The sequence below is a fragment of the Kitasatospora sp. MAP5-34 genome (assembly GCF_029894335.1).
In the GTDB taxonomy this organism is placed as follows: Bacteria; Actinomycetota; Actinomycetes; order Streptomycetales; family Streptomycetaceae; genus Kitasatospora.
The window spans coordinates 36,854-52,268 of sequence record NZ_JARXZC010000022.1; the positions used below are offsets into that span (position 1 = coordinate 36,854).

Annotated in this window: 8 protein-coding genes; all 8 read right to left on the reverse strand. The window is 70.3% G+C overall.

Annotation, left to right across the window (positions count from 1 at the left end; translation table 11 throughout):
* The 8 genes from P3T29_RS19090 to P3T29_RS19125 all read right to left on the reverse strand — a co-directional run bounded on the left by P3T29_RS19090 (position 1) and on the right by P3T29_RS19125 (position 15,370).
* Complete coding sequence (locus P3T29_RS19090; protein ID WP_280717718.1) at positions 1 to 1,350, reverse strand: hypothetical protein; 1,350 nt, start codon at positions 1,348 to 1,350, stop codon at positions 1 to 3.
* Between the two features lie 3 nt (positions 1,351 to 1,353).
* Positions 1,354 to 2,727, reverse strand: coding sequence for a hypothetical protein (locus P3T29_RS19095; protein WP_280717719.1), 1,374 nt, complete (start codon positions 2,725 to 2,727; stop codon positions 1,354 to 1,356).
* A complete protein-coding gene (locus P3T29_RS19100; protein ID WP_280717720.1) occupies positions 2,724 to 4,001 on the reverse strand; it encodes an MFS transporter in 1,278 nt (425 codons plus the stop codon). The genes P3T29_RS19095 and P3T29_RS19100 overlap by 4 nt, the downstream gene beginning before the upstream one ends.
* Positions 3,998 to 5,398 carry a hypothetical protein gene (locus P3T29_RS19105; protein ID WP_280717721.1) on the reverse strand — a complete coding sequence of 467 codons (1,401 nt, stop codon included), beginning with the start codon at positions 5,396 to 5,398 and terminating at the stop codon, positions 3,998 to 4,000. The genes P3T29_RS19100 and P3T29_RS19105 overlap by 4 nt, the downstream gene beginning before the upstream one ends.
* 121 nt (positions 5,399 to 5,519) lie before the next feature.
* Positions 5,520 to 10,643, reverse strand: coding sequence for an SDR family NAD(P)-dependent oxidoreductase (locus P3T29_RS19110; protein ID WP_280717722.1), 5,124 nt, complete (start codon positions 10,641 to 10,643; stop codon positions 5,520 to 5,522).
* Positions 10,640 to 11,434: an alpha/beta fold hydrolase gene (locus P3T29_RS19115; RefSeq protein WP_280717723.1), complete on the reverse strand. Its 795-nt coding sequence runs from the start codon at positions 11,432 to 11,434 to the stop codon at positions 10,640 to 10,642. The genes P3T29_RS19110 and P3T29_RS19115 overlap by 4 nt, the downstream gene beginning before the upstream one ends.
* Positions 11,435 to 11,445: 11 nt before the next feature.
* Positions 11,446 to 14,364 (reverse strand): AMP-binding protein, encoded by a 2,919-nt coding sequence (locus tag P3T29_RS19120; protein WP_280717724.1) that lies wholly within the window; start codon positions 14,362 to 14,364, stop codon positions 11,446 to 11,448.
* Positions 14,357 to 15,370 carry a TauD/TfdA family dioxygenase gene (locus tag P3T29_RS19125; protein ID WP_280717725.1) on the reverse strand — a complete coding sequence of 338 codons (1,014 nt, stop codon included), beginning with the start codon at positions 15,368 to 15,370 and terminating at the stop codon, positions 14,357 to 14,359. The genes P3T29_RS19120 and P3T29_RS19125 overlap by 8 nt, the downstream gene beginning before the upstream one ends.
* Between the last annotated feature and the right edge of the window lie 45 nt (positions 15,371 to 15,415).

Sequence of the window (15,415 nt, forward strand, 5' to 3'; positions counted from 1 at the left end):
CTAGAGAACTATGTTGATGCTGGCTCCTCGTATATGGTTCACAACCCCGGAATCTGCGGCAACGGTGTGTCGCACCGAACAGCCGGCGCTGATGCCGTCGACCACGTAGGGGCCCAGGACGTACGAGACGGAAGAGCGCAGAACGCCTTTCGTCGACGCGTCATAGAAATCCATGACGAGTTCGTCCGGGCGAACGAGCTCCTGCACTATATGGGTCCCGGACCGGGCAGCACCCCTCACCGCTTCCCGCCACACCTCCGCCCGCGTGGCGGCTCCTACCAGGACACCCTGGCCGGCAAAGGACGTCGTGGGCTTCAGGACCATGTCCTCCTGGAAATCAATGAGCAGCTCGACCGGATCCGCGACCCGCCCGCCGAAGTCGATCTCCCCGCCGTCCAGAAAGCGCGTCCACGGAATGTGCTTCTCGATGAACTCCGCGTCATCCGCGTCAAGCAGGGCACTGTTCTTGCTCAACCAGGCGAACACGACCTTGCTCGACAGCGAAAGTCCTGAATCCGGCACGATCCAGGCCATGTTCTCGTGCGCCCGGCGGAGATCCGCCCACGGAGCATGCAAGCCGAGCGACTTCAACTCCTCCGGCAGGAAGTGCTTCTGTGCGACCGCACCACGGCTCGAAGCCTGCCGCCCCCGGGGGGAGGAGAAGAAATCCAGCTCGACGTATTCGCTTTCGAACCCGCAGCGGGACATGTAGTCCGCCTCGCACTGGAAGTACCGGGGCGAACTTATTTCCGGCTCCGCAACCGTACCGACGATCAGAATTCGTCGATCGAATCCGTAGTCCTTGCATATCCTGGAGTAGAGTTCCGCGCGGGCGGCGAAGGGCTCGCGCAACTCCATCGCACTCACGGTGGGAACCACGCCGTAGAGCTCCTCGTAGACCGGAAGGAGCGCGTTCGTGGTGATGGGGCTGCTGTTGGCGGCGCCGAAGTTGGCCTCGATGAAGACTGGCACCCCGTTCCGGATCAAGGCGTCCGGACGAGCATTGCAACCCGCCAGGTCCCGCTCCATCCGGGGGGCGAGGGCACCGAGGAAGGGCTGCTGATGCGGCGTCATCCCGCAGAGCCGGGCCAGTTCCCGGGGGTAGTCGGTCAGGTTCCAGCAGTACCGTTGGATGACCTCCACGAGGCGGCGGGCCGCTGCGGAGACATCCTCCCGAAGACCTGGTTCCAGGACGGCCGGGCGAAGGGCGGTGAGGGAGTCGGCGGAGGAGAATCGAAGTCCCTCCAGCCTGTCGTTGATCAGCGCCGCCGCGTCGGCTGCCGCCGCGCTGTCCCCGGTCAGCCAGCCTGCGGCCTGAGCAAAATCGGTCTCGTCCCAGGTGTCGAGCATCAGTCAGTTCTCCTTCGTTGCCCAGACGCAGTTCATCAGTCCGCCGGTAGCGGCGTTCACCACGGATCGATCGCGGTCCGGCACGATGCGCGCCAGCAGACCGCCCATTCGCCAGCCGAACAGCATCGGGCTGAACACCGCTGTCCCGGAAAGCAGGCGCAGGTCCGACTCCCCGCGGTAGTGGACCGGCAGTTCGACCGGGTCCGGCCGGAAGAACTCCTGCGCCACGTAGCGCTGGGACTGCTCGGCGGCATCGAGCGCACCGGCCCACTCCGCCGGGCTCACATCCCTGCCCACCACGGTCCCGGCACCGCCGTACTGGTTCAGCGGTTTCAGGATGAAACGGCTCTGCTCGCGCTGGAGCAGCGCAAGGAGATCGGTGTCGGCGCCCTGCCAGTGCACGCGGGTGTCACTCAGGTGCCGGGTCCACGGCAGGTGGCGGGTCACGAAGGCGGCGTCCGAGGAATTCATCCACGGGGCGTCGACATCGGCGCTGAGCCAGGCCAGGGCGAGCTTGGAGGCAAGCAGTGCACCGGCCTCCGGGGCCAGCACGAGAGTGTTGTCGCCCTCGAGCGCCTGCCGCACGGGCGACAGGTCCAGCTCGGCGTCCTGCGCATCGGCGGTGACGAACATGCGCAGCACCGTGCCGACAGATCCCCGCTGCGACCGGAGCCGGCCCGCCCGGCAGGTCAGGTCTTCCGGCAGCGCGAAGTGCGCGTCCAGCCCCGCGTTCCGCAGCTCGGCCAGGACGTCCGTGAAGTACTCCTGGGACCCGAAGCCCTTCCGGTCCCAGCCCATGACCGCAACTGCTCCCGGCGAGCCGTGGAAGGCGGTGGCCGCCGCTGCCACCGTGCGCGCGCGCAGCGGGAGCGGTTCGGGTATCCGGGCGGGCGGAAGCAGCGCGGCGGTGGAGGCGGGTCCTAGCAGTTGCTCGCGGAACAGGCGGTTCAAGGCCGCCACCTGTTCCGGGCCGGCGACCGCCGAGTTGATGTTGAACTCCACGATCTTGGGGATGCGGTCGCTCAGCACGATGTCCGGGCGCACGGAGTCGAGCGCGAACCGGTTCTGCCGTCTGCTGTCGGTCAACAGCGACTCCGCAGGGCGTTCGTAGTTCAGCAACCGCTCCAGCTCGAAGACGTCGCGTCCCCGGGTCAGACAGCTTCTGGTCAGGAGCCGAAGCATGCGGCGGCTGATCCGGGCAAGAGCGGTGAGTTCTTGCTGCGGAAGATACAGCGGGCGCACCGGGATCGGAGCCTGTGCGTGCCGGTAGGGGCCGATCCCCATGGCGTCGTCCACGCTCTCGGCTATGCACCGCCCTGCGGCGGTGCCGTCCCGACCGTCCAGTACATGTGCGTCGAACCTGGCTGTGGGCGTCATACCGGCTCCGGCTGTTCAGCGTCGAGCAGGGCTCGACGGCGGTGGACCGTGGGAAGGAGGAAGAGGGCCAGGGCGCTGATCCCGCTCATGCACAGCAGTGCCACCGCCGGGCCCATGCCCTGGCTGACCAGCCCGGCCACGACCGGCCCCAACGGCAGCAGCCCCCATGCGACGGTCCGGTACGAGGCGTTGCTGCGCCCCATCGACGCAGGCGGCAGGCTGCGCTGCCGGTGGGACACCGTCACCACGTTCCAGGCGATGACAGCCATGCTGTATCCCGTGACCGCGATCGCACAGCCCAGGAAGCTGCGCAGGAAGAACGGCAGTGCCAGACTCGCCGTGGCCAGGAAACGGGCCGCGAACACCAGCGTCGTCCTGGACAGCCGGGTGGAGAGGAACGGCATCGCCGCGGCCGCGAGCACCCCGCCGAGGGAACCGATCGTGTAGACCAGGCCGAACTCGAGACTGCTGAGGTGCACCGGCCCGGTGCCCAGCGCGAAGAGGCTGAGCATGGCCTGCCACCCGGCGAACGAGACGGCGCCGAAGCCCGTCATGACGAGGAAGACCCGGAGCAGTGGATCGGACCAGACGATACGGATCCCACTGACGAGGTCGGTCCGCAGACTGCCGCGGGTGACGCTTTCGGGGTTCAGCCGGGGCAGCCGCACGCCCAGCAGTCCGGCGACGAGGTAGCACCCGCCCGCGCCCGCCAGAGCCACGCCGGGCCCGATACCGGCGACCAGACCGCCCAGGGCGGGCCCGGCCATGCCGTGGAGCGTCTCGGCGATCAACGTCTGCCGGGAGTTCGCCTTCTCCAGGGCCTCGCTCGGCACTAGTCGGGGCAGTGCCGTCTGTGCCGCGATGTCGTAGCAGACCTCGCAGACCCCGATCGCCGCCGCGGCGGCGATGACCGCGAACAGCGGCAGGACTCCGGCGACGAGCATCACCGCGAGGGCCGCCATCACGACAGCTCGTGTCGCGTTGGCCGAGATGAGCAGCGTCCGCAACGCCTTGCGGTCCGCCAGCACCCCGATCGGCATCGAGAGCAGCGACCAGGGCAGAGTACGGGCCAGCGCCACCGCGCTCAGCGCGAGCGCCGACCGGGTCAGCGAGAGCGTCACCACCGGCAACAGCACGAGACTCACACCGTCGGCGAGGTTGGCGAAGCTGAAGGCGAGCAGCAGACGGTTCAGCTGCGACCCGCGACCGGTACCCGACCCTGTCTGCGGGGCGTCCGCACCCCGCCGAACCGTGCTTCTGTCGAGAACAGTCACCGACCGTGCCCCTCTGCCGGCGTGTCTTCCCCGGCAGTCACCACACAACCGAACGACAGGCCGTCACGGCTGCGCAGCAGCCTGGCAGCCTCGTTCACGCGGGGTTGCTTGGTGTAGCAGCCGCCGTTCCGCTCGCCCACACGGAACGGGCCGAGCAGCACCGGTGCGGTGACCTCGGTGAGTTCCTCGCGCCGACGGTCCCAGTAGACGAGCGGCCACGGGTCGGCTTCGACGGCCTCCTGCACCACGTAGTCGTTGCTCCCGACCGCGTCCTTCAGCAGTTGCTCCCAGTCACCGGCCGGCGTGGCGGAGCCGAGGATCACGCCGCGCGAGCCGAAGGCGTTGCACGGCTTGAGCACCGCGTTCTCCCGGTGCGAGGCCGCCCACTCGGCCACATCGACCAAGGCCCCCTGCCGCCGGGCCGGGCCCTCCTGCAGTCGAGCGGTCCACGGAACGTGGTCGAGCAGGCGCTGCTGCTCCGCCGTCAGATCGGTCCGCTGGAACAGATCGGCCAGCAGCGCCTTGCTGGTGAACAATGCCGCGAGCTGCCCGCCGAAGAGCGGCACTCCGCTCTGTTCCAGGGCTGCCAGCCGGTCCGCGTGCTCGCCGATCACCCGTTCGGAAGCCATGAAGTACTTCACTGCCGCCGCGTAGGTGACGCCCTGCCAGTGAAGCCCACCGGCGTCTATCTCGACCTCGTCGAACGGGACGAAGTCGCAGGGGACACCGTGCGCGCTGTGATAGGCGGCCTCCAGTTCGAATGCCCGCAGCGAACCTTCGTCTCCGTCCCAGGGAAATCCGAGCAGAGCCACCCGGCCACCGGGGTCGGGCAGTTGGTCCACGATCCAGGCGAGCCGAGCCGCGAAGGTCGACTGCGCGCCGATTCCGTGCGCGCGGCGGGCCTCGATACCGGGACCGGACTTGAACAGGGCGTCCGTCAGCACCGGGGTGGGCGTCGCCCCGTTGAGACAGGCCCCGAAGTTGAACTCGAGGAACTTCGGCTGCCCCGACTGGACCAGTACGTCCGCTCGGGAACAACCCAGGACCCGGCCGAGCGGCTGGGCGGCCGGCAGAAACCAGCGAGCGTCCTGAGGAACACCGGTGTGATCGGCCAGCCGTCCGAAGTCCCCCGCGGCGACGTCCACGGCGTGGGCCACCAGCAGGCGTGTGAGCTGCGCATTCAGCCGGTCGAAGGTACGGCCGCTCGCCGCGTCGACCACGAAGGGCTGCACCGGAACCAGGTCCGTGTACTGCCAGATACCCAACTCACGACAGGTGTACTCGATTTCCTGCGCCGTGCGGGCTGCCTCACCGCTGCTCAGAGCGGCGAGCCGGCGCGCCCAGTCGCGGTGAGCCGGGCCGGGCCGGAGATCGACGGGAGACTCGTCGGCGTGCATCAGGTGTTCCCCTTTTTCAACGGATCCACAACTTCCCTTTCAGGCAACCTGGGTGACGGTGCATCTGAACTCGAACCCGATTCGTTGTGCACCTGCTCTCGCAGGGGGCGCTCGACGGGCGTCATGTCAGTACTTCCCCGGACGGTCCGGTCACAGCCGCTGGGGTCAGCCGTGCGGCCAGCCGCTCGCGCAGGGACGATGTGGGGCGTGCCTCCGTGGCCGGCGGTGTCCCGCCGGGCCCCTGTACGGCCAGGGCCTCCAGGTAGCGGACCATGCCATCGAGCAGCGAGGCGATGGTCGCTTCGCGATACAGCGACCGGTCGTAGAGCGCCCTGATCCGCAGCACACCGGCCGTGGAACGGAACTCAACGGCCAGCGGGAACTTCGCGGTCCCCGGCAGCGGGATCTCCAACGGCTCGACCCTGCTGTCCGCAGCCTCGGAGTCGAACATCGTCGCGATCACGCCGAAGGCGCCGGAGCGGGCCCCCGGTTCCCGGCGCAGCAGCGGCAGGACGTCCAGGAAGGGGATGTCCGAATTGCCCATCGCTTCGAGGAGTTGCCGGCGCACATCCGCGAGGCTCTCGCCGAAGGTGGGTCCGTGTTCCGGTCGCCGCTGTCCGAGGCGCAGCAGGACCGGGTCCACGAGAAGCCCGACGATGTTCTCGTGGCTGGGCAGCGGACGCTTGGAGATGTTGGTCGCGATCAGTACCTCGTCCGTCCGGCACCAGCGGGCGAGGGAACCGGCGAAGGCCGACAGAGCTGCGGCGAAGAGCGTCGTGCCCTCGACGGCGAGCATCTCCTGGAGGTCGATCACCGTCCGTGCCCCGATCGAGCGCGAGAGCGTGCCCACGCTGTTGTCCCCATCGGCATCGCGGTCCGACGGCGGCACGGTGGGCACCGCGCCGTCCAGGCTCCGACGCCAGAAATCGAGTTGCCCGGCGTGCTCGGGGCCTGCCCGGAAAGCCTGCTCCCAGGCGACGAAATCGGCGTAGTCGCCCGCCGGTCGGGCGGATTCGGCCCCCGCGAGGCGAGCCACCAGCGAACCGCCGATCAGATCGGTGGACCAGCCGTCGACCGCGATGTGGTGGCAGACGAAGATCACCTGCCACCTTCCCGAGCCCTGCCGCAGCAGCACCCTGGCAGAGCTGGCAGCCAGGTCGAAGGGCCGCGAGACGAACTCCTCCAGGAGCCGCTGGGGGTGCTCCCCGTCGGGTAGCCCGCTGACCACGTCCACCGGGACAGCGCTCGCGTCGGTCACCGTGCGCCGGGGGATGCCCGTACGGTCCGTCGCGAAGACGGAGCGCAGGGATGTGTGCTCCTCCAGCACCGCCCGTACGGCGTCGAGCAGTTCGGCCTCCGAGACCTCCTGGTTGACCGTCCAACCGAAGGGCACGTTGTAGGAGTCGCTGTCCCCGCCCAACTGGCTCTCGTAATACAGGCGTTCCTGCATGGTCGAGAGCAGGTCCCGGTGCACGGGCACGGTTGCGGCGTGCTGCTCGGCCGCTGCCTCGGTGCCGCCGGTGAGCAGTTCGCCGGCCTGCCGGGGCGTCCGGCAGGCGACCAGTCGGGCCACGGTGGCGTCCGGGCGGAGCAGTGGGCGTACCCGGGCGGCGAACCGCATCATCTGCAGCGAGTCGACCCCCAGTGCGACGAAGGTCTCGTCGGCAGGCACCTCGCTGTGGCCGGTGACCGCCCGGATCGCGGCCAGCACCGCCTCCAGAGCGTCGGTACCGAATACCGGAACACTGTCGGCGGTCATGCTGCCGGCGATCGCGAGCAGATCGCGGCTGATCGTTCGCAGGCGGGCGGCGACGGGCTCGGTGGCCGGTGCGACCACAGCGGACCGCGTGCAGAGTGCGGCCCGCAGCAGCAGAGCGCCCTCCTCCCTGCTGAGGCCGCGTTCGCTGCTGCTGCCGTCGTGCGACCACCCGTCCCACTGGATCGAGATCCACGGTCGGCCGGTACGAGCCGTCTGCACCCGGGCCAGCGCGTCGAGGAAGGCATTGGCGCTGACGTACGGCCCGAAGGCACGCGCCCCGATGACGGTGGACAGGGATGAGTACAGCGCGACGAAGTCGTGCTCGACGTTCTCCAACTCCGCGGCGAGGAACCGCGCCCCGTCGACCTTGGCGCGGACCGTGTCGAACGCCGACTGCTCGGTGACCTCGGCCAGTTCGGAGAACGCCTCCCGATCCGTGTCGCCGGCCAGGTGGAAGACGCCGTCCACCCGTCCGGATTCGCCGGCCACCTCCCCGAGGACCCGGCGCAGGTCGTCGGCATCGGTGCAGTCGACCGTGGCCCACTCGATCCGGGAACCGGATGCGCGGATCCGCCGCTCAGCGGCCTGGATCTCCGCCGATCGGGGCCCGGCCGCACTGCGTCCGGCCAGCACCACCCTGGCTCGGGTCTGCTCGCAGATCGTCTCGGCGAGGTGCATACCCAGGTTCCCGGTCCCGCCCAGGACCAGATAGGTGCCACCCCAGCGCAGCAGGCTCGGGTGCAGGCCGTCGACCGGCCGGTGGACCCGCCGGTAACCGGAGTCGCCGCGCAGCGCCCGATCCTCGCTGCCGTCGCCGAACTGCCACAGGATCTGGTCCAGCTCCGCGTCGACGACCGGCGCCACACCACCCGGCTCGCACGGTTCGAGGTCGAGGACCGAGGCACGCAGACCGACCATCTCGTGCGGGGCACAGGCCCGCACCCCGAGCAGGCCGGACAGGCGCAGATCGGGCAATTCGCCGGGGAGGACCGCGAAGCCGCCCCGCGAGACCAGTACGAGGTCCGTGGTGTTCTCGGCGAGTGCCCCGGCGGGGCCGAGCACGGTCTCGCGCAGCCAGCGCCTCAGGTCGAAATCGGCCGGGGCACCGGCGGGTTCTCCGTCCTGGCCTTCGACCACCACGACCACGGCACTGCCGGAGGAGGCCCGGGTGTCCTCGCCCATGCGCGCAAGCCGTTCACGCAGGGCGTCGGCGACACGTCCCTCGCCCACAACGCGCACCTCCGCCGGTACTCGCGGTGTGCCCCGTCGAACGGCGTCGGGCACCCAGACCGGCTCCTCGAGCACGCAGCGGCCGTACCGCCCCGCAGTACCGGTCTCCGGCTCGGGGGTGTGCACCCAGTGCGACTGGCGCTGGAACGGGTACCCCGGCAGTTCGGCGATCGAGCCCTGTCCGGAGAGGTTGACCGCGTCCCAGTCGACTTCCTGCCCCGCCACCCAGAGCGCGGCCAGCTGTGCGAACAGCCCCGCCACGCAGCCGTCCGGGTGCGACGTGATCTCGGCGAGGTCGATGCACGGCCCGTCGACGGGCGCGGTCGGCTCCGCTGCGTCCGGGCCAGGGGCGTACGGCAGCTCTTGCAGGTCTTGCAGGCAGCGTTCGAGATCCGAACCGCCCTGCAGGAGGTGCAGCAGCGGGTCGTCGTCCCGTCCGTGGAACGAGCCGATCTCGACGCCGAAAGAGGCGAGGAGCTCGACCATGGCAAGGTGCTGGGCGATCCGCAGGACGGCATCGGCGCGATCGTCCTTGCCCGTCCTCCGCTCCTGGCGGACTCCGTCCGCGGCCGCCTCGGCACGGGCGGCCACCATCTCCCAACTCTCGCGGGCCACCGGATAGCGGCTGAGCAGCGGGCCGAAGTCCCCGGCCGGTGCCGCCTGGGCAGGTGCGAGCACGAGTGCGGCCGCACCGGCACCTTCGCCCGGCGAGCGGGTGCCATCCGGAACCGTCACGCTGGTCGTGCCCGCGCCACGGGTGCGCAGGAGCACGCTGCGCCGCCGGTGGCGACGTCGGCCCGCTGCCAGCGTGTGCAGCAGATCCAGATCGGCGCCGTCCCGGTCCAGCCGCCCGCGGAGGGTGTCCTCGATTGCCGTCAGGGCGGCTTGGTGCGGTGCCGAGAGCGGTATCGCCAGCGGACCCTCGACCGGAGCGGTCCCGGCGCGCCGAGCGGTCCGGGCGCGCCGAGCGGTCCGGGGCTGCTCGACGATCACGTGTGCGTTGGTGCCCCCGACGCCGAAGGAGCTGACTCCGGCCCGCCGGACGTCGGCGTCCCACGGTTCGGCGCCGGTCGGGAAGGTGAACGGAACGGCCCCGCCCACGAAGTCGGGGAGCGGCGAGCGCAGGTTCCGCAGCGGCGGACGGATCCCGCGTTCCACGCAGAGGGCGGCCTTGATCAGGCCGACCACTCCGGCGGCCCGGTCGAGGTGCCCGAAGTTCGCTTTGAGCGAGCCGACGGCGCAGAAGCCCGCCGCGCCGCTGAGCGCCCCGAACGCGTCCTGCGCGGCGGCGAGTTCGATGGCGTCACCGAGCCGGGTGCCGGTGCCGTGCGTCTCCAGATATCCCACGCTCTCGACGGGGATCCGGGCCCGGGAGATCGCGGAGAGCAGCACGTCCGTCTGACCACGGCGGTTCGGGGCCAGGAAGCTCGTCTTCTCGGAGCCGTCGTTGTTGACGGCGGTACTGCGGATCACCGCATGGACCACCCTCCCTTGCTCGATGGCGTCCTCCAGGCGCTGGAGCACCACCACGCCGGCCCCGTTGCCCGGCACGGCGCCGTCCGACTCGGCGTCGAAGGGCCGGCAGACGCCGTCTGGAGAGGCGATCATGCCCTCTTCGAAGACATAGCCGTCCGCCAGCCCGAGGTTGACGGTCACTCCGCCGGCGAGCGCCACATCGATGTTGCCCGAGAGCAGGCTCTCCACCGCCAAGTGGACGGCGACCAGGGAGGAGGAGCAGCCGGTCTGGACGTTGACCGCCTCGCCCTCCAGGTTCAGCAGATAGCTGACCCGAGTGGCGAGGAAGTCAGGCGCGTTGCTGGTCAGTACCTGGTACTTGGTGGCCTCGGAGCTGCCCTGGGGCACCAGGTAGCTGCTGGGCGCCGCAGCGGCGTACACCCCCGTCAGCAGATCCGGGGCGGGCACCACGCCCGAACCGTCGAGCGCGTCCCAGCACAGCTCGAGGAAGACCCGGTGCTGCGGGTCGAGGATCTCCGCCTCCGCGGGGCTGAGCCCGAACGATGCGGCGTCGAAGAGGCCCACGTCGGACAGCAGTCCTGCGGTGGGGACCCGGGTGGGCCGGGTCTCGGAGCGCGGCCAGGAGGTCGTCCCGTCCTCACCGCGGACGCAGATCTCCCAGAACGACTCCAGATCCGGTGCCTTGGGCGCCCTGACGGCCATACCGACGATGGCGACGCAGTTCTCGGGGATGCGGTCCGGGGCTGTGTCCTGTTCCACGGTGTAGTCCTCGGTTCTCATTTCGGCCACTCCAGGCGCTCCAGACAAGTGGTCAGCACACTTCCGAACTCGGCCGCGTGGTCCGTGTTGAGCATGCTGTAGTGGTTGCCGGGGGCCTCGGTCACCTGGACCGCCACCCCCAGGGCGGCGGTCCAGCCGAGATCGGCGGGCACTGCTCCCCAACCGGTCTCCTGCCGGGCTCGGATCTGGAACACCGGCACGGTCGGTCGGGGCGGCGTCCAAGGCGCGCGGATCGCCTCGAGGTGCCAGGTGAAGGCGGACAGGAAGGGCTCCAGGTCCGCCCGGGTGAGTGACGGCATCCGGTACCGGTCCCGCAGGACCCGCAGGACCGCGGCCCAGGTCTCCTGTTCCGAGGCCGCCGGTCCCAGCTCCAGCTCCTCGGTCGACGAGAACTCGAACAGTCCCGCGAGCTCGTCCCCCAGGGTGCGTTCCGCACGGTCGAGGACGGTCGGACATCCCGAGTCGATCAGTACGACCCCGGACACCTTCCGCCCGGCCGCTTCGAACCGCGCGGCCAGGTCGAGGGCGACCGACCCGCCGAAGGACCAGCCGGCGAGCACCACGTGCTCGATGCCGTACGACATCAGCTCCTCGGTGTACCGGGCCGACAGGCGACCGACCGAGCACAGCTCGGTGCCCACCGGACCGGCGTTCTCGAATGCGAGCACCTGGTAGTCGCCCCCCAGATGGGGGAGCAGGCGCCGGAAGGCCGTGGCCATGCCACTCGCGGGATGCACGAACACCAGCGCCGTCGTCCCCTCCCCGCGTAGTGCGACGAGGTTTCCCTCCAAGAGCCCCAGGGTCATGAGCGCGGGGCCGGGAGGTCGAGCAGATCGGCCAGCGCCCGAACGGTCGGCCGCCGCACGGCGGCCCTGATGGTGAGCCGTTCATGGCCGTCCCCGCGCAGGATGTTCACCATCCGGGCGAGCACCAGCGAATGACCGCCGGAGGCGAAGAAGTCCGCCTCGGGATCGGGCCACTCCTCCCGGCTCAACAGCTCCCGCCACACCTGGGCCACAGCGCGTTCGGCCGACGTGTAGGCCTCGGGGTCGAACTGGCCGGTCTCCTCCATGGCGGTGAGCAGCCGGCGCTCATCGATCTTGCCGCTGGGCGTGAACGGGAAGGCCGGGACTCGGGTGACCGTCGGCATCAGAGCCGCCGGCAGTTCGCCGCGCAGGTGCGACGTCATGTCCGGTTCGGCAGCCGGGCCGGTGTAGAACAGGTGCAGCGACGTACCGTCGCCGTGGCGCACCGCGACCCGTGCGCGGACCCCGTCGAGCCTCTCGGCCACCGACTCGATCTGCTGGGGGTCGATCCGCCAGCCGCGGACCTTGACCTGACGGTCCGTACGGCCGTTCAGGCGCAGTCGGCCGCCGACGAGCGAACCGAGGTCCCCGGTCCGGTAGACCGGAATCTCCCGGCGATCGATCGTCATCGTGCCGAACGGCACCACCTGCCCGTCGCTCAGGTAGCCTGCGGCAACGCCCGGCCCGGCCACCCGGACCTCTCCCGGGAAACCTTCGGGCACCGGTCGTCCCCAGCGATCGGCGATCAGCACCTGGGCACCGGCGACGGGCTGTCCGACATCCACCCGGCCCCCGGGCAGCAGGCGGCCCGCTGTGGCAGTCGCGGTGGTCTCGGTCGGCCCGTAGAGGTTCCATATCTCGCTGTGTGGAAACGCGGACGCAGTCCGGGTGACCAGCCCCGCCGCGACCGGCTCGCCGCCGAGGAAGAGGCGGCGCAGTCGTGGCCGGCTCCCTTCGGCGAACGCGTCGAGCAGTGCGGACCAGTAGCCGGGAACACAGTTGAGCTCGAAGTCGACTTCGAATTCCGCCAGTTCACGGGCGACGCCCTCGACATCGGCGCGCGGTGAGGCGAGCGCCACGGTCGTGCCACCGACGTACTGGGGGCCGAGGAACTGCTTGAGCCCGGCGTCGAAGATGGGCGCGGAGACCCACGGCATGGGGTGGCCGCCCAGTTCCAGCCCGACGGAGATCCCGTGCAGGTAGTTGTCGAGGTTGCCCCGCGTCACCACGACGACCTTCGGCTCCCCGGTGGAGCCGGAGGTGCGGACCAGGTAGGCCGGAGCCTCCCCGGGGCAGTCCGCCGGGGGCCCGCAGGGCGCCATGCCCGCGGCAGCGGCAACGGTCAGGTCCGACGTCCGCGGGTGCAGCCCTTCGGCCTGCGCCCCGAGCCCGGCCTGGTGCAGCAACGCCACCGCGCCGGTCGAGGCGAGAGCGGCCTCGATCCGCTGCCGCGGCTCCTCCGGCGACAGCGGCAGTACCACCGCCCCGTGCCACAGCACCGCGAGCCAGCCGACGAGCAGGTCCAAGCCGTTCTCGGCGAGCACGCCGACGACGGCGCCCTGTTCGACCCCCTCGAGCTCCCGGAGCACCCCGGCGACCGACCGGGCGAGTTCGCCTCTGCCGACCCCGGCCGACCCCACCCGGAAGGCGGTACTGTCGGGTGCCGCGAGAACGTGCGCGTACACCGCCTCGCACAGCCCCTGGGGCTGCTCCGCGACCGGTGCGGCCAGGGCGTCGGCCAGGAGGAGCTGCCCGGTCCGGGTCAGCGGTCCCGCCTGTCCGCAGTTGCTGGAGGGGGCCTCGACCACGTGCTCCAGCACGCTCCGCCAGGCGTCCAGCAGGGACTCGAGGCGCCCGTCCTCGATCCCGTCCACGGCATCGGCCCGCAGCACCGTGGCGGCGTCGGTCTCGAGGATGTGCAGTGTCACCGCTTCCGAGGCCCCGAGGCACCACTCGTCGACCCGCCATCCGGTCGGCAGATCCCATCCGGTACCCGGCGCGAAGACGAGCGTCGGCCGGGCGGAACCGGCTCCCAGAGCGGCCCCACCGGCCTTCGCACGGTGCTCGGCCAGCCGCTGCCCCTGCAACTGCGCCGCCCGTTCCAAGGGCGTGCCCGGTGCGAGCACCGGGATGTCCGGCAGGACCTGGCTGAAGGCGCCGGGAAGGTCACCCAGCCCGAGGGTCGCCCTCGCGTCGCAGACCCACCCGAGGAGCGGCTGCTCGGCGAACCCGGACGCGAGGACCGAGAGCGCGAGGTAGGCGATGTCATCAACTGTGGTGTCCCACTCCCGGGCGAGCACCTTCAGCGCTTCCCGTGCCCCGGGGGCGAGTTGGAGGGCTGCGCTGCGCACGGCCGGGCCGGAGTGCTGCTGCGCGCTCCCCTCCGCCCCCGTGCCCAGGAGCTCGAACGGGTCCCGTTCGGCGCGGGCGGGGACCGCCTTCCAGTAGGCGTCCTCCTCCGCGAGTTCGCCGTCCTTCGCCATCTGCGCGTATGCGTTGACCACAGTGGCCACGCGGTCCTGCGCCTCGATGTCCTGCACCCCGGCGAGGGCGCCCAGGAATCCCTGGAGCGAGGACCGGTCGACCAGGCTCCAGTCTCCGGTGAGACGAAGACGGGAACCGTCAGGCCCGGGGGTCACCGCGACGGTGAGCGCGCCTGCGGAGAACCCACCGCCTCGCTCGTGGTCGCCTTCGGAGCGGATGGCGCCCGGCGACTGCCGCAGCACCCGGACGCCGGTCACCTTGCGCAACGCCAGCCGCAGCGCGGGTGTCGCGTCCAGGACCTCTCGCACCCGCTGCGACAACCCGGCCACGGACAGCGGGGTGCCCAGCTCCAACACGAACGGCCGGGCGGCGTACTGCTGCAGGGAGAGCTGCGGAGGCGTCAGCGGCAGCAGTTCCTCGATCTCAGACACCGATGGTCCCCCGCTCCTGGTAGGAGTCCGCGATCTTCAGCAGGATCCGGCGGTCCCCGGTGTACGGACGACGACCGTGACCGCAGATCATGTTGTCGACCACCAGAACGTCTCCCTCCGCCCAGTCGAACTGCACGGCCTCGCGGTCCACGATGTCGTTGACCTGCGCGATGACGTCGCCGTCGATCTCCTCCCCGTCACCCCAGTAGACGTTGTTCGGCCACAGGGCGTCGTCCGTGTCCTCCGCCGAGGTCGACAGGGCCGCCCGGATGTCGTCGTCCATCCTGGAGATGTGGAAGCCGTGGGCGAAGTTGAACCACACATCCTCACCCGTCACCGGATGCACCGCGACAGCCGGCCGGCGCTCGAAGGTCCGCAGCCGGTCGTCCTCCAGCCACTCGCAACTGCGGCCCTCCCGCGTGCAGAGCTCCTCGACCTCGGCTCGGCTCTCCGTCTCGTAGGAGCGCTGCCAGGTCCGGTTGTAGCCGTAGCCGCGCATGTACAGCAGGCCCCGCTCCCGGAACTGCCGGACGATGTCCTCCGGTATCAGGCGGATGAGGGTCCGGTTGTCCACGATCGGAGTCTGACCACGGTCCTTGGGAGCGACGTCGCAGTAGAAGAACAGCAGCATCGGCCAGTCGTTGGAGTAGCAGAACTCGCTGTGCAGCCGGATGTCGAGCGACTCCGGGTACTCACTCGCGGTGTAGGTACCGGAGTCGACCCGGCTGCGGATCGCCGCACCGCCACGGTAGTCCACCGGGTGGTCCGCGAGCCCGGCGAAGACCTCCTCGAAGGAGGCCCGGTCCAGCCCGCGGAACAGCAGCGCGCCGTAACGGCTGATCTCCGTCCTGAGCCGGGCCTTGTTCTCCTTCAGCCACTGCGACAGATCGAGGTCCTTGTCGACCTCGACAACGCGCGGCAGCTGCTCGTCGTTCAGAAAGTACTCGCGGGACGAGGAGGTCTCCGCGACGGTCTGGGCCTGCATCAAACGGTCGAACTTCGTCATCGTGTGCTTACCCCTGGAAGTGGTGCGTCCTGTCGCAACTCATGC